Raw genomic sequence first — 20267 nt, forward strand, 5'->3', positions numbered from 1 at the left:
TCGTTTCGCAGGCGCGGAATGCAGCGCGGAACAAGCGCCGCGTTATCCTGCGACGAGGTTCCGCCGGTTTGAAACGCGTATGAAATCCAGCCAGGTGCTGTTGGTCGCCCTTATCTCCGCCGTCCTGGGCGCCGCGCTCGGCGCCTATGTGGCGCGTCGCGAGGTAACGGCCGCACCGCCGGCGGCGGCGCCGCCCTCGATACCGGCGCCGCAGCAGCCGGCCGGGGTCGATGCGGCGACGAGTCCGGAATACCTGGTGCTCGGCAACGAGCGGATCAGCTTCGAGTCGTTGCGGCAACGCGCCAGCCGCGATCCGGCTTTCCTGCAAAGTCTGCTGCAGCGCTACCGCAACGAACGCGACCTCGCCGCGCGCGGCGAACTGCTGTCCTTGCTCAATGCGGTGTCGGGCGAGGAGGTGCTGCGTTTCGCCTTGTCGCTCAGCGCCAGCACCCGGCCCGAGGACGAGCGCGACGGACTGGAGCTGTTGCGCGCGTACTCGATGGACCGCCCTGAAGTGCGGCAGACGTTGTTGGCCAAGCTCGAGCGCGGCGGCGACCCGCAGCGCATGGGCGAATTGGTGGCGATGCTGACCCCGGCGACGATGCCGAGCGAGGACGCCGCGCCGGTGGTCGCCGAACTGGCGGCGCTGGCGCGTCACCCCGATCCGAACCTGCGCGCACAGGCGGTGCTGCAACTTGCGCAATGGGACGACGGCGAACAGGTCGAGGACCTGTTGCACCGCGCGATCCTCGACAACTCGGCGGAGGTACGCGCGAAAGCGATCGCCGGTGTGCTCGGTTCGGGCATCCGCAGCGAGCGCCTCAAGGAAGCCTTGCTCGCCATCGCCGCCGATCCCGAGTCGAGCGCGGCCGATCGCGGCGCGGCGACGTTCGCGCTGCAGGAGTTTCGCCTCAACCGCGCCGAGTACGGGATCTGGCGTCGCGCCCAGACGCAGTCCGACGAGGACGGCGGCGAGGGCCGATGAAGCCTCGAACCGGGTGGTCGCCGGCCCGGGTCCCAGGGCGGATCGGCGCTGATCGGGGTTCCGCGGGCCGCCCGGGGCCTGGATCGCCCCCGGTTTGGTATCGGTTCGGGACGATCGAATATGAACGTCGTTCAGGTTCGATGCAGCGAATGGATTCGGTTTATCCGGCGCCCAGTCGTCCAATCGCCAGAAGTAAAATCGTAAAATTCAATGAAATCAATTGGATGAGGCTGGGGCGATAGCCTGCGGGGTGCCTTTGGCACCGCCCGGCTGCAAGCGGCATGTTCCAAACCGTGCACTGGATCGCCTAATCGAATGAACGCGGGTGCGTTTCTCCAATTGATTTTCCCATCGCGGGCCACTACGGTGTACGAGCTGAGTTCGTCAAGGGTCACCGTAGGTCGTGACCCGATGCCGTAGATCGCTGATCCACTCCATCGTTCCACCTCGCTTCCTCCTTGCAACCAGCCCCAACGCCGTGAAAGCGGCATTCCAACACAACGTTTCAAGGAGTAAGCAACATGTCGGATCGTGAGATCGGTACTGTCAAGTGGTTCAACGACGCCAAGGGTTTTGGTTTCATCAGCCGTGAGAGCGGCGATGACGTGTTCGTGCATTTCCGCGCGATCCAGGGCCAGGGCTTCAAGAGCCTGCAGGAAGGCCAGAAGGTCTCCTTCGTCGTGACGCAGGGCCAGAAGGGCCTGCAAGCCGACCAGGTGCAGGCGGTCTGAACCCTCGGGTTCAACGCTGACCTCGCTACCCGCGCCGCAAGGCAGGGTGGCATCGAGAAGCCCGGCGCAAGCCGGGCTTCTTCGTTTTGGGGCTCGCCGCTGGCAGGCTGCTGCATTCGCGGGCCCGGCCACGCCGTGCTTTTTCGTTTTTTGGCCCAGCTACGCCGGGCCCGCCGCATCCGTCCGTCGCCCCGGCTTTCCAATCCGGCCGCCAGGTCGCACCATTTCCCTTCCCCTACGGACGCCACCCCATGAGCGCACCCGACAACGAATCCGACTACGAGGGCGACGAAATCGAATTCGCCGGTGGCGACAGCGACGAGGAACTCGACGAAGAGGCCCTGGTCTGGCAGCTGATGCTGCTGATCAACCCCGGCGACGAGGACACCGCGCTGCAGCAGTTCGCGCGTTACCGCGAAACCTGCGAGGACGACGCCGACGCCGAGCCGGCCGAGACCATCCAGGAGGTGATCGACTGGACCTCCGGTTATCGCGTCGACTGGAAGGACACCGGCTCCTTCATCGATTCGATCGCGCAACTGGCCTCGCGCTGGAACCTCAGCGTGGACTGGGGCGTGGAAGACCCCACCGACGAGGACTTCCTCGACGCCACCGATGTGCCCGAGCTGATGGCCAAGGCCTTCGTGCGCCTGCGCGAACACGGCTACACCTTGTGGAACCGCGACACCGGCAGCGACATGTACGCCGGCTGGATCACCCTGCGTCGCGACGACGAGAACATGGAAGCGGTCGCCGCCGCGCTCGGCATCGACATCCGTCTGGGCAGCGACGCTTACTGATCCACGGGTGGCGGCTGAGCGTTCCTACCGCTCCGCTTCAGGGTAGGAGCGGCGCAAGCCGCGACCACGCCCTGGCACGACCGACGCCCGCCTCGGCCGCTCATCTGCTGCGCCCGCACTTCAATGCCGGCAGAACGCCGCCAGCCGCGGATGGCGTTCCTCGAACGCCCCGAGCCGGCCGAACACGCCGTCGACATAGCCGACCGCGATGGCGACGATCTTGCGCAGCTTGTGCTCCTCGCACACCAGCACGCACAGCACCTGGTGCAGGGTCAGCAACTCGATCAGCCAATGCACCGACCAGCGCGAGGCGTTGGAGCGCAGCGCGTGCACGGCGTTGCGCGAGGCGTAGTAGCGGCGCCAGGCCACGTGATTGCTGGTCGAAAATATCCCGCGCTTGACGAAGCGCCCGACCTGCTGGCGCATCTCGACCGCGGCGTTGACGTAGACCGGGATGCCCTGGCGGGTCGCGCGCAGGCCGTACTCGATGTCGACGTACTCGATGAAGTAGTCCTCGCGGAACGCGCCGAGCTCGCGATAGGCCGCGGCCGAGATCGCCGAACCCGACGAAATCACGAACAGGGTCGGGATCAGGCCCTCGACGCGGTCGTCGATCCGTTCCGGTCGCGGCATCCGCCCGGCCGGCGAGAACACCGGCAGATAGCGGCCGAGGTTGGCCTCGAACACTTTCGGCCCGAGCACGAAGGCCTGGCTGCCGACCTGGGCGCAGGCCTGCATCATTCGGGCGAAGAATTCCGGGCCGAGCTGCGAATCTTGGTCGAGCAGGAACACCACCTGGCAGCCGCGCGCGAGCAGGGCCTCGACGCCGCGGTTGTAGGCGCCGGAGATGCCGCCGGCGTTGCGGTTGAACACCACCTCGATGCCGGCGCCGCGCAGGCGCTCGTGCAAGTCAGCGTCGGCCTCGGGCGAATTGTCGACGGCGACGACGTGGCGACAAGCGGCATGCGCATCGTCGAGATGGATCAGGTGCGAGGCATCCGGATGCCACAGCACGAACACCACCCCGAAGGCGCGCGGATCGATCGCGCGCGGGGTCCTGGCCGGTTCGACGGCGGTGTCGCCGGGCGGCGGACCGTAGGGCGCGTCCGCGCCTAGGTCGCGGTCCACCTTCATGCGGCTTCCCGCACCGACAGGATGTCGGTCTCGGCCGGATTGGCGGTGCGTCCGCGCTCCCACAGCGAGGCGATGACGTGGTCGCGGATCGCTTCGGCCTGCTCGCGCGGCAACGAGTGCAGGTCGGACATGAAGCTGAAATCCAGCTCGCCGGCGAAGCCCGACATCAGCACCGAGGTGGTGGTGCGCCAGGGCAGGTGCAGGCTCGGGCTGTATACAGTTTCCAGGTGGAAGCCGTGGTAGTCGCGCGGCATCTCGATGCGGCCGACATTGGACAGGGTGACGTCGTAGGCATCGAGGTCGGAGCGGCGCTCGGCGATGAACTGGTCGAACACCGAATGCAGCAGCTCCAGGCCGATGAAGAACTCGTAGACGTTGCGGGTCAGGCGCTCGATGCGCTGGTTGAGTCGGGCCTTGAACGCGCGCGCCTGATTCCAGTAGCCGAGTTCGTCGATCTGGTCCGGCGGGGTGCGGTTGTCGAGCGCGACGATGGCGCCGGGCGCGGACGCGAACAGGCTGTCGGCGCTGAGCCGCGGCAGGAACTTGCGGATGTCGACCGGCACGAACACCTTGCCGTTGGCGCGGTCGCTGCGGATGGTGCGGAACGCCAGCGAGAACGCGACCGCGATGGCGGCGAACACCGTCACGCCTTCGGCGCGCGCGCGCTCGGCCAGGGCCTGGCTGGCTTCGCGCGGCAGTTTCCAGCGCAGCACATAAAACTCGCCCTGCGGTATCGGCGTGCGTTTGCGCCGCACCGCGAAGAACAGACGGAACGCCATCGCCTTCCAGCGCGCGTTGCGGTGGGCGCGGCGATCGTTCAGGACTTCCTCGGGCAGCAAGTCCTCCATGCCGTTGACGCTGGTATGGCGGCCGATATCGAGGTCCGGGCAGTCGCACAGGGCCAGGGTCTCGCGCAGCAGGGTCACCATCGACAAACCGTCGCAGATGCAGTGGTGGCAGGTCAGCAGCAACTCGCCGCCGTCTTCGTCGTGGATCCAGACCGCGCGCATCAGCGGCGCGCGATCGCTGGCGAACGCGGTCTCGCGTTCGATATGCGATTCGCGCAGCCAGTCCTGGTCGCTTTCGCGCGCGACCAGGCGCAGCGGGATCGGCGCGGGATCGTCCTCGAGCACGATCTGCGGCGAGTCGCCGTCGAGCACGGCGCAACGCAGCATCGGGTGCTTGAGCTGGATGCGGTCGAGGGCGTGGCGCAACTGCTCCGGATCGAGCCGGCCGCGGATGCGCGCGGCCTGGACCAGGGTGAACGGGGTTTCGCGGTCGACGTACATGATCCGCTCGCACAGCATCATCTTTCGTTTCATCGTGTTCTCGCGATCGGGTGAATCGCCAGCTGGGCCGTCGAGGGCGCCGCTGGCCGGGAAAGCTCGGGTGCGGCCGTTCGCGCAGTGGCGCGGCGTTCATGCCGTTGCGGTGCCCTCGCCCGATCGGGACGAGGGCACCGCGGCGATGCGCTCGCCGGTTGGATCAACAGTCCGGAATCACCGCGCCGTTGTTGTCGCGCGCCTCATCGTTGCCCCAGCGGCTCAGGTAATACGCCGACACCCAGGCCCCGGCCGGGCCGACGTCGAGATCGGTCTTGAGCCAGTAGTGGTTGTAGCTGGTGCCGACGCGCACTTCCTGGCCCCAGGCCTTGCAGTAGACGTAGTGGGTGCCCTGGTAGAGGGTGCCGACCGGGGTCAGGGTCGACGGCCACTTGTAGCCGGTGGCATTGGCGAAGGTGTCGACCCAGTACTTGCCCGGCGGGTTCGGCGTGCCGCCGCCGTTGATCAGGCCGTAATAGCTCGACCACGGGAAGTACTTGCCGGGGTCGTAGCGGTTCTCGTTCTGGGTCAGCATGCCGTGGCCCTTGACCCGCACGCTGTCGGGGACCAGATGCCAACTGTCGTAGCCGGGGCCGTTCCAGGCCGTGCGGCAGTCGATGCCGCGGCGCGCGCAGATGCTCTTGGTCAGGCGCGCGGAGGCGTTGAGCATCGCCGCCGACCAGTTGCCGGCATCGGCGGCGCGGCCGTCGTGCTCGATGCCGACGGTGTAGTAGTTGTGGTACTTCGCATGCCAGGCCTGGCGGTTTTCCGCCACCATCTGGGTGATCTGGCCGTCGGACTTGCGGATCAGATAGTGCGCCGACACTTGCGCGCTCGGGTTCTGGAACCAGGCGATCGAGCCGGCGTAGGAGCCTTCCATCGTGTGCAGGATCACCGCGCTCATCGCGTTCGAAGCGGTGCTGTAGTTGCTCGGGCTGGCCGGGTTCCAGATCGCTTCGCCGAAATCGACGGCCTTGGCGCCGACATCGACGGCCGGCCGGGCCAACTGATCGGCGAGTGTACGGTCGACGCGGACGCTGTCGGCGCCGGCGTCGATCAACAGGGTTGGCGCGCGCAGTTTCTGCAACTGACCGGCGCCGAAGGCGCGTTCGAGCCGCAGCGGTTGCGCCGGGATCTCGACGCCTTGGTCGCTGACGCCGCGTTCGAGCGTCTGCAGCACGCCATAAGCGAAGCTCTGTCGCGCGTAGTCGGCGATGCCGCCAGTGGAGGCGCCGTAGCCGGCGTAGCGTGCCAGCACCGGGGCCAGATCCTCGGCTTGGGCGAGGGCGCGGCTGCGCTGTTCGCCCTGGCTGGCGGCAAGCGCGCGGTCGAGCAGGGCGGCGCCGGCGAGGATGTTGCTTTGCGCATCGTCGATGACCTGCTGCGCGCTGCGCCCGATCAGGCGCGCGCCTTCGCCGACCTGATCGGCGAAACCGCCGCCGTGATAAAGGCCCATGACGCCGTAGGAACGCGGCATGTGCACATCGCGCGGGTTCTGCGCTTCGGGGGCGACGTGGTTCCAGCCGGTTTCGGCATAAGCGATCGCTTCCAGCGAGCCGGCCGGCAGGTTCGGATAACGCGCATAGGCGCGGCGGAAATACTCGGGATAGGACGCGCGCCGGGCTTGCGCCAGCACTTGCGCCTGGGTCTTGTCGAATTCGAAACGCAGAACCTCGAGGTCGGGACGGTCGGCCGCGACGGCCAGCGCCGAGGTCAGCAGCAGCGAACAGCCGAGGGCTGCGGCGAGTGAGTGCACATGCATCGAACGATCTCCTTCGGAGTGTGTAGTCCGTGGAAAGCCGCGTATGGATCCCGTTCGTTCATTGTCGTGAGCAACCGCAGGGTTTACGTGACCCGTTGCCGGAAACCGGCGCGTTGCGATGCGTCGATCTGTGCCGACGCTTCCAGTCCGGCGCTGTGGTGCGCTGTAGACGCGAATATTTCACTGCGATGAATGCGTTGCGCTGCCGGGCCCGATGCGGCGCCATGCGTCATGCATGAGGATCACCGGCGGCGGTCGCACCCGATGGCTGGCACGGGCAGGATCGATTCACCGGAGCGCCTCGACTTCGTTGAAGCGCTTCGTTCGCTGAGGAATTCGCGTGGAAACAAGCCGCGCCCGGTGTGCGCTTCAGCCGCCGCCGGTTCAGACCGGCAGCGCCGTCTCGTTATCAAACGGCGCCGCGTTCGCTGCGCACCAATGCCATTCGTTGACGGCCAGACAGCGGCCGTCCGGCGCTCGCCGTGGGGTCGCGATGCGTGGTGCGAGTACGAAACGGAGCGCCGTCGTCAGCGCGCCTTGCGGTGCGCGCAGTGCTCGAAACAGCCCTCGCCGCGATCGAGGCCCGGCGCAGCGGCCAGAACCGCAAGGCGCGCGTTACCAGCTGTCTTCGAGCATGCGCGGCTTGCATGCCAGGCGCCCGCCGATGACCAGCACCAACAGGCAGGCGCCGAGCATCGCGAACGGCCACGCCCAGCCGTGGCTGAGGTCGTGCAGCCAACCGAACAACAAGGGGCCGAGGCAGCTGAGGGTGTAGCCGAGCCCCTGCATGAAGCCCGACAGCGCGGCCGAGCCGGCCGGTGTGCGCGTGCGCAGATTGATCAGGGTCAGCGACAGCGGGAAGGTGCTCGGGCCCAGGCCGATCAGCCCGACCCAGAGGAAGGTCAGGTGCATCGGCGCCAGCAGCAGGCCGGCGAAGCCGCCCAGGTAGGCCAGCATGCAGGCGATGACGATCGGAAACGGATTGGCGATGCGCACCGCGAGCGCGGGCATGCACAGCGCGCTGATCATGCCCAGGGTCGAGAACAGCGCGACCATGCTGCCGCCGAGCGCGGGGCTGCCGCCGGCTTCGATCAGCAGCTTCGGCAGCCAGGTGAACATCGAATAGGTGACCAGCGAGGTCATGCCGAACATCAGCGCCATGCCCCAGGCGACCGGCGAACGCCAGACCCGGCCGGGCGGGGTGGTGGCCGCGGGCGTGCCGAGTTCGGGCGCTTCGTCGCCGACGCAGACCGCATCGTCGTGGGCCCGCGCCAGCGCGCGCGCTTGCGCCGAGCGGCCGCGCGCCTCCATCCACAACACCGTGATCCACGGCAGCGCCGCGGCCACCGCCACCAGCGACCACGAGCCCAGCGAAGTGCGCCAACCGGCGGCCTGGGCCAGCGGCACCGCCGCCAATGCCGGCAGGATCGTGCCGAGCTGCAGCACGGTGATGTAGGCGGTGCTGACCGTGCCGACGCGATCGGCGAAATAGCGTTTGACCAGCGGCGGCAGCACGACGTTGCCGATGCCCATGCCGGCCAAGGCGAACGCCGAGGCGATCAGCAATTGCCCGGTGCTGCCGACGAAGGCGCGCGCGAGCAGGCCGAGCGCGGCCATCGCCATCGCCAGCAGGGCGGCGCGTTCCAGGCCGATGCGGTGGGCCAGTGCCGGCGTCGCCACGCCGAACAGTGCGAACGCAGCGGTTGGCACCATCCCGAACACGCCGGTCATGGTCGAACCGAAGCCGAACTCGCGGCCGAGCGCGTCGAGCAAAGGCGTCAGCGAGGTGACCGCGGTGCGCAGGGTGAACGCCGACAGGACGATGCCGACCAGCACCCAGGCGCGTCCCTGCCACAGCGGGCGTGCGATCGGGGCGGAAACGGCGGCGGTGGCGCTCATGGCAAGCTTCGTCGGAGAAAACGCGCCGGCATGCGATGCATGCGGCCGCGCGGGAAACTGGAATCGTCGGCGCCGTCGTGGACGGCGCGTCCGCAGCCGCGGACAGGCGATGGTGAGCGGACAGTGTGGCCAGTCGTACCCGCCGGCGCCAGCACCGCCGTGGCAACGGTCAGTTGCGGCAAAGTCGCGCCCGCTTCGCAGCCCCGTCACGCGCGCTGCGCTGCGGCGACCATCCTGCATCGAGGCGAGGTATCGTGATCGGGCCGCCGCCCCTGCGGCGCGATCCGCGGGGCGGCGTTCAGACATTCGAGGGAGCGCGGGATCGTGGTGGCAAGCAACGAGGTCCAGGACGGCATCGGCACAGCCGACGGCGGCAACACGCACAGTGCGACGGTGCCGCCGGCAGCGCCCGCGCTGGCGCCGCTGCCTTATCACGCGGCCCTGGTCGCGCATCTCAAGCGCGCCGAAGCCGAGGTTTGGGCCTGGGCGTCCTCGCTCAGCGTGCAGGCCCAGCACGCCCAGGAACTGCGCGCCGAACTGTTGCGCAAGACCTACCGCCTGACGCCGGAATCGCACCCGCAGGCGCATGCGATCTGCGCCACGGTCATGCAACGGCTCGGCATCGAGGCGGCGACGACCCTGTACCAAGCCAGCGACGGCGCGATGGGCGCCAGCCTGTGGTACCTGCCCGGCGAAGCGCATGTGGTTCTGCAAGGGCCGGTGCTCGAACGTCTCGACGCGACCGAACTGAGCGCCTTGCTCGGTCACGAGCTCGCGCATTACCGGCTGTGGGCGCTCGACGGCGGCGACTACTACACCGCGCAGCGCATCCTCGATCACTGTATGGCCGACCCTCAGGCCGCCGCCAGCCATGCCGAGAGCGCGCGCCTGTACAGCCTCTACACCGAGATCTACGCCGACCGCGGCGCGGCGATCGCCGCGCAGTCGGCGACGCCGGCGATCGCGATCCTGGTCAAGGTGCACACCGGCCTGGGCAGCGTCGATCCGGCGGCCTACCTGCGCCAGGCCGAGGAGCTCGAATCGACCGACGGGCGCCGCTCCGAAGGCCATTCGCATCCGGAAAGCTATCTGCGCGCGCAGGCGGTCGAACGCTGGTGGCATGGAGCCGCCGATACCGATGCCTGGCTGCGCCGGCGCCTACAAGGCCCGCTGTCGGCCGATCGTCTCGATCTGCTCGACCAACTCGCATTGAGCGCGCTGACCCGGCGCTTCATCGCCCGTCTGCTGCGGCTCGAAGCCTTGGGCGGCGAACTGGGGCAACAGCAGGCACGCGCCTATTTTCCCGATTGGGGTGCCGACGAAGCGGTCGCCAGCGACGATGAACTGAGCGCCGAACGTATCGACGACAGCGTGCGCCGTTACCTGCACTGCGTGATGCTGGATTTCGCCCTGATCGACGAAGCGCAGCGCGAAGCGGCGGTATTCGAGGCGGCGCGCCTGGCCGAAACGATGGGCGGCCGCAGCGAGTTCATTGCTGCGCTCAAGCGCGACGCGGGGTTCGGCAAACGCGAACTCGACAAGCTCGCGCGCCGCCTCGACAAGGAACCGAGCGCATGAACGAGCCCGAGAACGAGACGCTAAACGGACCGGCGAACGAGCCGGCCTTGCCGACCCAGGCGAGCAGCCTGCGTGCGGTGGTCGAAGCCCAGCGCGGTGCCGGGTTGGCCACCGACGACGTTTTGTTCCTGGCCTTGCCGCTGTTCCGTACGGTCGCGCAGTTGCATGCGCACGGACGCGTCGCCGCGCTGGGCGCCGACGATATCGTCCAGGTCGCCGGCCAGGGCCTGAGCCTGCGCGCAGCCGACGGACGCCTGCCGCGGCTCGAACTGGACGCGATACGACGCCTGCAACCGCCGCCGGGCTCGACCTTGAACATCGTCGGCGAGTTGCGCGTCACCCAGGACGCCGCACACGGCGCACGGGTCGAGAACCTGCAGACCCAGCGCGATGCCGCGCAGCCGATCGAGCATCCGGTGTACCTGCCGGGCTATACCTCGTGGGAACTGGCGCTCGGCCATCACGACGAAATCGGCGACATCTTCCAACTCGGGCAAGTGCTCGCCAGCCTGGCTTGCGGGCTCGACTTCGACGACGGCGACGACCTGGAACTGTTCGCCGCGCAACGGCAGAACCTGTTCCGGATCAACCCGCGCCTGAACCCGGTGCTCGCCGCGATCGTGGTCGAGATGACCGCCCTGAATCGCCACGAACGCGCTACCGACCTGGCCTCGATCGTGCGCCGCCTGGAGACTTATCGCGATCAGCCGGTGAGCCTGGATGTCGAGCGCGTCCTGTCCGGCGCCCAGGGCGAGGTCTCGCGCCGCGTCGCGGTGCTGTCGCATCTGCGCGACCGTTTGTTCGACCTGTCGCGGCGCAATCGCCTGCTGCAGTTCCGCCCGACCCAGGCCAGCGTCAACCTGACCATCGCCAGCGTGCCGATCGTGCTGCAGCTCGGCAGCATCCGTCCCGAACAGCTGTGCACCTGGAGCGGCGAGTTCGCCGACGAGGTGATCGCGGGCAAGGCGGTCAGCCTGCATCGCTGGCTGCGTTTCGAAGACCAGCCGTATCTGCCGGGCGCGCTCGACCGCATCGCCCAGGAAACCCGGCGCGACCGCGCCGAGTACGGCTTCAGCCATCTGCGCCTGGTGGTCGCGTTCCTGCGCTGGCACAACCTCAAGGAAGATCCCGAACAGCGCATGGTCTCGCCGCTGTTGTGGCTGCCGGTCGAGCTGGTGCGCAAGAAGGGCGTGCGCGATCAGTACGTCATCCAGTGCGAAGACGGCGAAGCCGAGTTCAACCCGGCACTGCGCCATTACCTGCGCCAGCTCTACGACATCCGCCTGCCCGAGACCGTCGACCTGCAGAAGGTCTCGCTGGAATCGATCCATGCCGACCTCGCCGCGCAGATCCGCGCCTCCGAGCCCGGGGTCGAGCTGCGCTTGCAACGCAAGCCGGCGATCGAGCTGATCCGCCGCAAGGCGGTGCAACGCCTGCAACAGTATCAGCGTCGCAGCGGCGGACGCGTGCGCAGCGACGGTCAGCGCCCGGACTTCAGTTACGAACGCGACGACTACCGTCCGCTGGGTTTGGCCTTGTTCCGCCAGCACGTCCAGCCGAGCCCCTTGCCGCTGCGCGGCGCGGTCGGTGCGGCCCCGACGCCGACTCCGCTGCACATGAGCGCGAGTGCGGACGAGGTCGAGCACACGACTTACGCCCTGCAGGACGACAACGGCCATGCCTACGCCTGGGATTTCGACCTGACCCAGGTCACCTTGGCCAATTTCAACTACCGCAAGATGTCGCTGGTGCGCGACTACGCGCAACTGATCGAAGAAGGCGCCGCCAACCCGGCCTTCGACAAGGTGTTCTCGATCGAGCCGCGCGAGGTCGACATCGCCGCGCCGCCGCCGATCGCGCCGGCGGAGCAGTGGAACGTGATCGCCAGCGACGCCACCCAGACCGCCGCGGTGGCCTTGGCCCGCGGCGGCCGCAGTTTCATCATCCAGGGGCCGCCCGGCACCGGTAAGTCGCAGACCATCACCAACCTGATCGCCGACTATGCCGGCCGCGGCCAGCGCGTGCTGTTCGTGTGCGAGAAGCGCGCGGCGCTGGACGTGGTGTTCCATCGTCTCAAGCAGGCCGGCCTGGATGAGCTGTGTTGCCTGATCCACGATTCGCAGACCGACAAGAAGGCCTTCGTGCAGAACCTGCGCGAGGGTTACGAACGCTGGGTCGCCCAGCCGCATCAGCACGAGCGCCTGAGTCAGTCGCGCGCCGCGAGCCTGGACGAATTGGCCGGGCAACTCGGCCGGATCGAAGGCTACGAGCGCGGCATGACGCAGATGCCGGAACGCTTGGCCTGCAGCGTGCGCAGCCTGTTGCGGCGTTCGATCGAGCTGCCGCCGATGCAGGCCGAGATCGGTGCGGCCGAACGCGAGCGTCTGCCCGACTATGCGGTGTGGGAGCGCAATCGCGAATCCGGCGAGCGCTTGCGCGCCTTGATGCAGGAGCGCTTCGGCCTCGATCGCCTCGCCGGTCATCCGTTCGCGCGCCTGTCGGCGGGTCTGCTCGGCGACGAACGCGCCTATGCACAGACCGTGGCCTGCCTCGACGAGTGCGAGCCGCTGCTCGACCGCCTCGATGCCGCATTCGAGGACGAGAGCAGCCTGTTGAATCCTCAACGGGGTCTGGCCGACGCGGTGCAGGCGTCGTCGATGGCCCGGCGACTGCGCGATGCCCGATTGGCGGCGCATCCGGATTTGCTCGATGCCGGTTCGACCGCAAGCGCGCAACTGCGGCGCGAGCGCGACGAACTCGACGGCCTGGACCGGCGCCGCGCCGAAGCCGGGCAGGGCACCGTGCACTGGCGCGCGCCGTTCTCGGTGCAGGACACCGAGGCGGCCCTGGCGATCGCGCGCCGCGACGAAGCCTCGCTGCTGCGCTGGCTCAAGCCGTCGTGGTGGCGCCTGCGCGGCGTGCTGTCGCGCAGCTACGACTTCGCCCAGCACGCGGTACATCCGAGTTATAGCCAGGTGCTGCAGGCCAAGGCCGCTCACCATCAGGCGGACGCGGCTTATGCGCAGGCCGAAGAGCGCCTGCGCGCACGCCTGGACACGCCTGCGGCCGCCGCCTGCCTGGCCACGCTCGACCAATGGACCAGCGCGTCGGCGGCCTCGCCGGTGCTGCGCGAGTTGCTCGAACGCTTACGCGCGGCGCCGGACCCGCTCGCCCATGCCGCCCGCGAAGCCGAGTACGCCGCCCCGCTGGTGCGCCTGCAGGAGATCGTCGACGGTCGCCTCGACATGCCGAACAACGTAAGTCTCGGCGAGCTGGCGGAATGGACCCGCGACCTGCGCGAGAGCCTCGACGATTTGCCGGATTTCCTGCCGTCGCTGCGCGCGGTCCATCAGGCCGGTCCGGCCTATGCGCACGCCATGCAGCAGGTCGATCTGCCGGCACCGCAACTCGAAGCCCTGGTCGCCGACGAGGCGCTGGCCCGCTTGTACCGTGAGCAACCCGAACTCGCGCGCTTCGACGGCCGTACCCTGGCCGACGCAGCGCAGCGCGTCGCCCGCGCCGAGCGTCAGTTGCTCGAACGCAATGCCGCGGTGGTGCGGGCGACCCTGCACCGCAGCTTCCTCGAACACGTGCGCCAGTCCTCGCTGTCGGCCAGCCAGCTCGACAGCGACGGCAAGCTGTTCAAAAAACGCTACGCGACCGGCCGGCGCGAGCTCGAACACGAGTTCGGCAAGAGCATGCGTTACCGCTCGATCCGCGAACTCGCCGGCGGCGATACCGGGCTGGTCGTCAACGACCTGAAACCGATCTGGCTGATGAGCCCGTTGTCGGTATCCGACACCTTGCCGCTCGCCGCCGATCTGTTCGATGTGGTGATCTTCGACGAAGCCAGCCAGATCCCGACCGAAGAAGCGGTGCCGGCGCTGAGCCGCGCGCGCCAGGCGGTGGTGGTCGGCGACGAGATGCAGTTGCCGCCGACCAGCTTCTTCTCCGCGGCCGGCGACGAGGACGACATGCAGGTCGTCGCCGAAGAGGACGGCGAGCGCATCGCGATCAATCTCGACGCCGACAGCCTGCTCAACCAGGCCGCGCGCAACCTGCCGGCGACCTTGCTGGCCTGGCATTACCGCAGCCGTCACGAGGCGCTGATCAGTTTCTCCAACGCCGCTTTCTACGATGGCCGCCTGATCACCATCCCCGATCGCCGGCTCGATGCGCGCGTCGACGAGTCCTTGAGCGTACGCGCCGCCGAAGCGCAGGCCGCGGTGGCCGGCGTCGACGCGCTGCTGGCGCGGCCGATCAGCCACCACCGGGTCGAGGACGGCGTCTACGCCAACCGCTGCAACCTGGCCGAGGCGCGCTACATCGCCGGCCTGGTGCGCGAGCTGCTGCGCCGCGAGACCGGCCTGAGCCTGGGCGTGGTCGCCTTTTCCGAAGCGCAACAGGGCGAGATCGAATCGGCGCTGGAGGCCTTGGCGGCCGAGGACGCGGACTTCGCGATGCGCCTGGAGCGCGAGTACCTGCGCGAAGACGACGACCAGTTCTGCGGCTTGTTCGTCAAGAACCTGGAGAACGTACAGGGCGACGAACGCGACCTGATCCTGCTGAGCATCTGCTACGCGCCCGGCGCCGACGGCCGTATGTTGATGAACTTCGGTCCGATCAACCAGCGCGGCGGCGAGAAGCGCCTCAACGTGATCTTCAGCCGTGCCAAGCACCGCATGGCGGTGGTCAGCACGATCCGCGCCGACGCGATCACCAACACCCACAACGACGGCGCCGCCGCCTTGCGCGCCTTCCTGCAGTTCGCCGAGGCCAGCGCGCGCGGCGAATCCGAACGCTCGCAGACCGTGCTGGGCGCCTTGAACCCCGGCGCCGAGCGGGCCTTCGCCAGTGCGCCGAAGCGCGACGCCTTCCGCGCCGCGCTGTTGCGCGCCCTGCGCGAACGCGGCCATGTCGTCCACGAACATGTCGGGCGCTCGCAGTTCCGCTGCGACCTGGGCATCGCCGACCCGGGCGGCGAAGGTTATGCGCTGGCGATCCTGCTCGATGCGCCCGATGTCGACGGCGAGGCGGTGCCCGTGGACGTGCGCGAACGCTATGTGTTCCGCCCCGGCATCCTGCGCGCCTTCGGTTGGCGGGTGATCGACCTGCCATCGAGCGAGTGGTTGCGCAACCCGCAGGCGATGCTGGAACGCATCGAAGCCAGCATGCAGGCCGATCACGGTGCGGCCGAGGAAGCGCCGGCCGCTGATGCAGCCGTGGCCGACGATACCGCCAGCAAGGTCGAGACCGTTTCGATGCCGATGGACACGGCTGTGCCGGAGGCGGCCGTGTCGACGCCGACGGCCGCACCGGTCCTGCGCGAGTTCCTGCTGCAACAGGGGAGCTCGAACAAGTTCTGGCGCATCGGTCAGCACGAGGGCGAGATGACCGTGGTGTTCGGCCGGGTCGGCACGCGCGGGCAAACACTGATCAAGCAGTTCGACACGCCGGAACGCGCCGAGCGCGAAGTCATCAAGCTGATCGAGGAAAAGCTGCGCAAGGGCTATACGGAGGCCGCGCTGGGCTGAGCCGATGGAACGCTCCGATCCGCTGGTGCGGCACGGAGCCGGTTGAACCTCATCGGTTCAGGCCGCATCGTGAAGGTTCATTCCAACCGCCTCGTGCGCAGCCTTCCCATGACCCAGCCCGCCTCCAACCCGACGCCGCGCGTCAAGATCGACTTCGTTTCCGACGTGGTCTGCCCCTGGTGCGCGGTCGGCCTGAAATCGCTGGAGCAAGCCATCGCCCGGATCGGCGACGAGGTCGAGGTCGAACTGCATTTCCAGCCGTTCGAACTCAACCCGCAGATGGCGCCCGAAGGCGAGAGCATCGACGAGCATCTGGCGCACAAATACGGCCTGACCCCGCAGCAGCTCGCCCAGAACCGCGATGCCCTGCGCCAGCGCGGCGCCGCGGTCGGTTTCGAGTTCAACGCACGCGACCGCATCTACAACACCTTCGACGCCCACCGCCTGCTGCACTGGGCCGCCACCGAAGGCGCCGCCCAGGAACACGCGCTCAAGAACGCCCTGCTCAAGGCCTATTTCACCGACAGCCAGGACGTGTCAGCCCACGACATCCTCGCCCGCGCTGCGGCCGAAGCCGGGCTCGACGAAGCGCGCGCCCGCGCGGTGCTGGCGTCCGACGAGTATGCCGACGACGTCCGCGAGCAAGAGCGCTTCTACCAAAGCCAGGGTATCCGCGCTGTGCCCTCGGTGATCATCAACGACCGCCATCTGATCCAGGGCGGCCAGCCGGTCGAACAGTTCGAAGCCGCGCTGCGGCAGATCGCGGGTTTGCCGGCGTCCGGCAAGGTCTGATCGTCTCGGTGAGCAGGGGCGCGTATGCGTCTCTGTTCGTCGCATCCATCGACTGGCGCCATCCCGCTGGAATGGGATGGCGTCGTCGTTTGTCCCGTCTCGACGCCGTTTCCCGAGGCGCCATCGACAGGGTCTGGCGAGTGACAACCATCTCGGTATCAATCATCGACCTGCCATCGGTCGTTACGCGGCCCGGACGCACGCCTTAAAGCCTTGTCTTGATCCTGACCGATCCGTAGCATGCGCCTCGCGATCAGTACGGTCGCGACCCCTCTTTGCCAGCCCGGCTCTGCGCCTGCCAGCTTCTTTCTTGAGCCATGGCAATCGTTGCGTAAGACTGAAACCCTGTTGCCCTTACACTAGCGGCTGTATTCGCTGCAGTAGTCGATAGAATTCCATTGCCGAATGCCAAGCTTCGGCAGGCCTCGTGCATACATGATTTCGTCTATAAGCCGATGTGGGGCTGATGCTCGACAGCGGCCGGTTAGTGGCTAACGCCTTCATCCATCCGGTCTTTTTTGAATCTATTGGAAATTTATGCTCAGGGATAGATTGCTCGCTGCTGTAGCCTTTTCTGCACTTGGATGGATCAGCGCGAGCGCCGAGGTATCGGCCCAGGAGACTCAACATTATGGTCCGCCGTATCGGCATAACAGTTATGCGGATAATGGGCCTCATCCTTCGATTCCGGCGACGATAGAGGCGTGGTGGAACGATTGGAAACGTGTTTGGCCGGGTTATGCCCATTGCGGCTACTCGTACAAACTGATGGATCCGAAAACCAATGGTGGGAAAGTCGTAAGCATGTCGCCCGGGCGGCCATGCGGCGGTACCGCGTACGGGTTCGCGACGGCATATCCCTATAATCCAGACAAGAATCTTGGGCCCGAGAAGTGTTCTGCGCCGAAGACCCATTGCGGCAATCCCATCAATGTCGCGATCGGCAATAAATATCAGAGGGAGGACGACCTGGATGCCGGGCCGTTGCTTTCTTTCTCACGCCACTACAACAGTCACGAATACAGGACATTGCAGGAGATAGGCCGGAACTGGAGGCATACATATAGTTATCGTCTCCAGCACATGACCGACTCTTTGGGCCTACAGGCCGTAGTCCTTTCTCGGCCGGACGGCGCTGCCGTCGTTTTCGATTACGTGGCAGGCCAATGGCGTGCCGATGCTGACGTATTCGCAACGGTCGTTCGACGTGACGATTCCTCCGGTCAACTCGTGGGCTGGACTTACACCGCGCGCGATGGGCGTGAAGTCGAACAGTACGATCGGCTTGGGCGCCTCATTCTGATTTCGAGGGCGAATGGCATATCTGTCGCGTTTACGTACAACGGAGGCATGGTCGTCACGAATACTCCGAGCGACTATTTGTTGACTCGTGTCCAATCTCAGGACGGCCGATCTCTCAATCTTCAGTACGACAGTAACCTTCGCGTCAGCAAGGTGCTGGACCCCGCGGGTGCCGAGTACGTTTACGCCTACGATACCTTGGGGCGCCTGGATAACGTGACTTACCCAGGTGGCGCACAACGGCGTTACCACTACAACGAGACGGCCTATACGTCCGGGCTCAGCCTGCCGAATGCGCTGACTGGAATAACCCGCGAAGACGGCCAGCGCTATGCGATTTTCACTTATGGCGCCGACGGGCGGGCTAAGTCTACCGAGCATGCCGGCGGTGTAGACAAGTTCTCATCGGAATACGCCGCCGATGGCTCAGCGACCATCACCACGCCCGAGGGTAGCGTCGAGAAGCGACATTTCTCCACTTCTCTAGGCGTCAAGAAGGCATCCTCGATTCAGGAGCAATGTTCGGGTTGTGCCACTCGAACGACCAGTTACACCTACGATTCCAACGGATATGTGGATGTAAAGACCGATCCGCGCGGAGTGAAAACGGATTACGACCATAATGTTCGCGGACTAACCGTGCAAAAAATAGAAGCCGCCAACGACGCCGCTGGTAGAAAGCGCACCGTTCAAACAGACTGGGATGCCATTTTTGCTGTTCCGACCGAGCAACGGGTCTATGATGCAAACGCTGCGTTGGTGCAGAAGACTACGTGGAGATACAACCCGCGTGGCCAGGCGATTGCGGTTGATCAAATAGCCCCGTCCTCTAATGAGGTGCGTACTACGGAGGCCGCCTATTGCGAGCAGGCCGACGTCGATGCCGGTACATGCGCCTTCATCGGCATGATCAAGTCCCAGAATGGTCCCCGAAACGACGTCTCGGATATCACCACGTACGACTACTACTCAGCTGACGCGCCGGGCTGCGCCACCGGCCCGGCAACATGTAACTATCGTAAAGGCGATCTACGCAAACTTACCAATGCCCTAGGCCAGTCGCGGGAAGTTCTGCGATACGATGCGGCCGGAAGAGTGCTTACGCTCATCGATGCCAATGGCATCGTGTCGGACTACGAGTACAACGTTCGTGGTTGGCTGGTGTCGCGCAAAGTCCGGGGCGCCAACGATGGCGTGGAAAGCGACGACGCGATTTTGCGAATCGAGTACGAGCCTACCGGTTTGGTCAAGAAGCTTGTTCGGCCGGATGGCTCGTACCTTAGGTATGTATACGACGCCGCTCAGCGACTTACCGATGTCTATGACGACGCGAATAACCGTATCCATTACACGCTGGATAATGCCGGAAACCGCATAAAAGAAGACACTACGGGAGTCGACGGCAGTCTCAAGCGGACGTTGTCCAGCATTTACGACCAACTGGGCCAGCTTGCGACATCGAAATCGGCTGATGGTTTCGGCACCGGCTATACCTACGATACCAATGGCAATGCCGACATCGCGACGGACGCTTTGGGGCGGAAAACCGATAACGACTACGATCCACTGAATCGGCTAGTCAAGACTCTGCAGGACGCGGGTGGCATCAACGCGAAGGTCGAGTACGGGTATGACGCCCTGGATCGGATCACGAAAGTCACAGACCCCAAGGGTCTGGACACTAGCTACAGCTACAACGAATTCGGCGATCAGACCCAGCTGTCGAGTCCCGATACCGGCGTCACGAACTACGGCTACAACGCCGCCGGTCAGGTCACCAGCAAGCAGGACGCGAACGACGCCCAGGCGCACACCTATACGTACGACGCCTTGGGTCGTGCCAAGACCGCGTCCTACGGCAGCGGTAACACGGACGTCGAGTACGACTACGACACCGTCAACTCGGTGTGCACGGCCGGCGAGACCTTCGCCATCGGGCGGGTCACCGCGATGCGCACCGAAGGCACCGAACTCAAGTACTGCTATGACCGTTTCGGTCAGGTCGTGCGCAAGGTGCAGTCGGTGGACGGTCAGAGTTTCACTTTGCGCTATGCCTACACCCTGGCTGGGCAACTGCAGACTCTGACCTATCCCGATGGCGCCGTCGCCGATTACGTTCGAGACAGCCAAGGTCGCGTGAACGCTATTGGCGTGACACCTGCTGGCGGCGTTCGGACCGTGCTGTTGAACAACGCAACTTATGAGCCCTTCGGCCCGATCGCGGGTTGGGCCTACGGCAACGGCCGCAGCCTGGCGCGCACCTACGACCAGGACTACCGCGCCAAGACGATTCTCGACAGCGCCGCCGGTGGCTTGTCGCTGGCTTATGGCTATAACGAAGTCGGCGAGCTGACCGAACTCAAGGACGGCCTGCAAAGCGCGTTCCTGGCCAAGTACGACTAAAAGTACGACTACGACACCCTCGGTC

11 protein-coding genes are annotated in these 20267 nt (G+C 66.3%); 7 read left to right on the top strand and 4 right to left on the bottom strand.

Annotation, left to right across the window (positions count from 1 at the left end; genetic code table 11):
* Window positions 1-79 precede the first annotated feature (79 nt).
* From EX88_RS0105790 to EX88_RS0105800, 3 genes are all read left to right on the top strand, one after another.
* Window positions 80-985 (top strand): HEAT repeat domain-containing protein, encoded by a 906-nt coding sequence (locus EX88_RS0105790; RefSeq protein ID WP_031371059.1) that lies wholly within the window; start codon window positions 80-82, stop codon window positions 983-985.
* A 521-nt stretch (window positions 986-1506) separates the two neighbouring features.
* On the top strand, window positions 1507-1716 hold the full coding sequence (locus tag EX88_RS0105795) for a cold-shock protein (RefSeq protein ID WP_031371060.1): 210 nt from the start codon (window positions 1507-1509) through the stop codon (window positions 1714-1716).
* 251 nt (window positions 1717-1967) lie between these two features.
* Window positions 1968-2516 (top strand): DUF6630 family protein, encoded by a 549-nt coding sequence (locus tag EX88_RS0105800; RefSeq protein WP_031371061.1) that lies wholly within the window; start codon window positions 1968-1970, stop codon window positions 2514-2516.
* Between the two features lie 120 nt (window positions 2517-2636).
* On the opposite strand, the gene EX88_RS0105805 is transcribed toward EX88_RS0105800, so the two are convergent.
* From EX88_RS0105805 to EX88_RS0105820, 4 genes are all read right to left on the bottom strand, one after another.
* Entirely contained in the window at window positions 2637-3650 is a 1014-nt protein-coding gene (locus EX88_RS0105805) for a glycosyltransferase (RefSeq protein ID WP_051884583.1), read from the bottom strand.
* Window positions 3647-4972 (bottom strand): condensation domain-containing protein, encoded by a 1326-nt coding sequence (locus EX88_RS0105810; protein WP_081930650.1) that lies wholly within the window; start codon window positions 4970-4972, stop codon window positions 3647-3649. The genes EX88_RS0105805 and EX88_RS0105810 overlap by 4 nt, the downstream gene beginning before the upstream one ends.
* A 163-nt stretch (window positions 4973-5135) precedes the next feature.
* A complete protein-coding gene (locus EX88_RS25770; protein ID WP_031371064.1) occupies window positions 5136-6734 on the bottom strand; it encodes an N-acetylmuramoyl-L-alanine amidase in 1599 nt (532 codons plus the stop codon).
* Window positions 6735-7349: 615 nt separating this feature from the next.
* Window positions 7350-8633, bottom strand: coding sequence for an MFS transporter (locus tag EX88_RS0105820; protein ID WP_031371065.1), 1284 nt, complete (start codon window positions 8631-8633; stop codon window positions 7350-7352).
* A gap of 324 nt (window positions 8634-8957) precedes the next feature.
* Between EX88_RS0105820 and EX88_RS0105825 the strand changes: the two genes are divergently transcribed.
* The 4 genes from EX88_RS0105825 to EX88_RS25115 all read left to right on the top strand — a co-directional run bounded on the left by EX88_RS0105825 (window position 8958) and on the right by EX88_RS25115 (window position 20242).
* Complete coding sequence (locus EX88_RS0105825) at window positions 8958-10211, top strand: M48 family metalloprotease (protein WP_200875802.1); 1254 nt, start codon at window positions 8958-8960, stop codon at window positions 10209-10211.
* Window positions 10208-15745: an AAA domain-containing protein gene (locus EX88_RS0105830; RefSeq protein WP_081930651.1), complete on the top strand. Its 5538-nt coding sequence runs from the start codon at window positions 10208-10210 to the stop codon at window positions 15743-15745. The genes EX88_RS0105825 and EX88_RS0105830 overlap by 4 nt, the downstream gene beginning before the upstream one ends.
* A gap of 108 nt (window positions 15746-15853) precedes the next feature.
* Window positions 15854-16537 carry a DsbA family oxidoreductase gene (locus EX88_RS0105835; protein ID WP_031371068.1) on the top strand — a complete coding sequence of 228 codons (684 nt, stop codon included), beginning with the start codon at window positions 15854-15856 and terminating at the stop codon, window positions 16535-16537.
* A 552-nt stretch (window positions 16538-17089) separates the two neighbouring features.
* Window positions 17090-20242: a DUF6531 domain-containing protein gene (locus EX88_RS25115; protein WP_161786079.1), complete on the top strand. Its 3153-nt coding sequence runs from the start codon at window positions 17090-17092 to the stop codon at window positions 20240-20242.
* The last annotated feature ends 25 nt before the right edge of the window (window positions 20243-20267 follow it).

The organism is Lysobacter antibioticus (assembly GCF_000731095.1).
In the GTDB taxonomy this organism is placed as follows: Bacteria; Pseudomonadota; Gammaproteobacteria; order Xanthomonadales; family Xanthomonadaceae; genus Lysobacter; species Lysobacter antibioticus_B.

What these genes read in the sequence shown, in the direction of transcription:
- EX88_RS0105830 (WP_081930651.1), top strand. Translation starts at nt 10,208, where the DNA reads ATGAACGAGCCCGAGAACGAGACGCTAAACGGACCGGCGAACGAGCCG.
- EX88_RS0105835 (WP_031371068.1), top strand. Translation starts at nt 15,854, where the DNA reads ATGACCCAGCCCGCCTCCAACCCGACGCCGCGCGTCAAGATCGACTTC.
- EX88_RS0105795 (WP_031371060.1), top strand. Translation starts at nt 1,507, where the DNA reads ATGTCGGATCGTGAGATCGGTACTGTCAAGTGGTTCAACGACGCCAAG.
- EX88_RS0105805 (WP_051884583.1), bottom strand. Translation starts at nt 3,650, where the DNA reads ATGAAGGTGGACCGCGACCTAGGCGCGGACGCGCCCTACGGTCCGCCG.
- EX88_RS25770 (WP_031371064.1), bottom strand. Translation starts at nt 6,734, where the DNA reads ATGCATGTGCACTCACTCGCCGCAGCCCTCGGCTGTTCGCTGCTGCTG.
- EX88_RS0105790 (WP_031371059.1), top strand. Translation starts at nt 80, where the DNA reads ATGAAATCCAGCCAGGTGCTGTTGGTCGCCCTTATCTCCGCCGTCCTG.
- EX88_RS0105820 (WP_031371065.1), bottom strand. Translation starts at nt 8,633, where the DNA reads ATGAGCGCCACCGCCGCCGTTTCCGCCCCGATCGCACGCCCGCTGTGG.
- EX88_RS0105800 (WP_031371061.1), top strand. Translation starts at nt 1,968, where the DNA reads ATGAGCGCACCCGACAACGAATCCGACTACGAGGGCGACGAAATCGAA.
- EX88_RS0105810 (WP_081930650.1), bottom strand. Translation starts at nt 4,972, where the DNA reads ATGAAACGAAAGATGATGCTGTGCGAGCGGATCATGTACGTCGACCGC.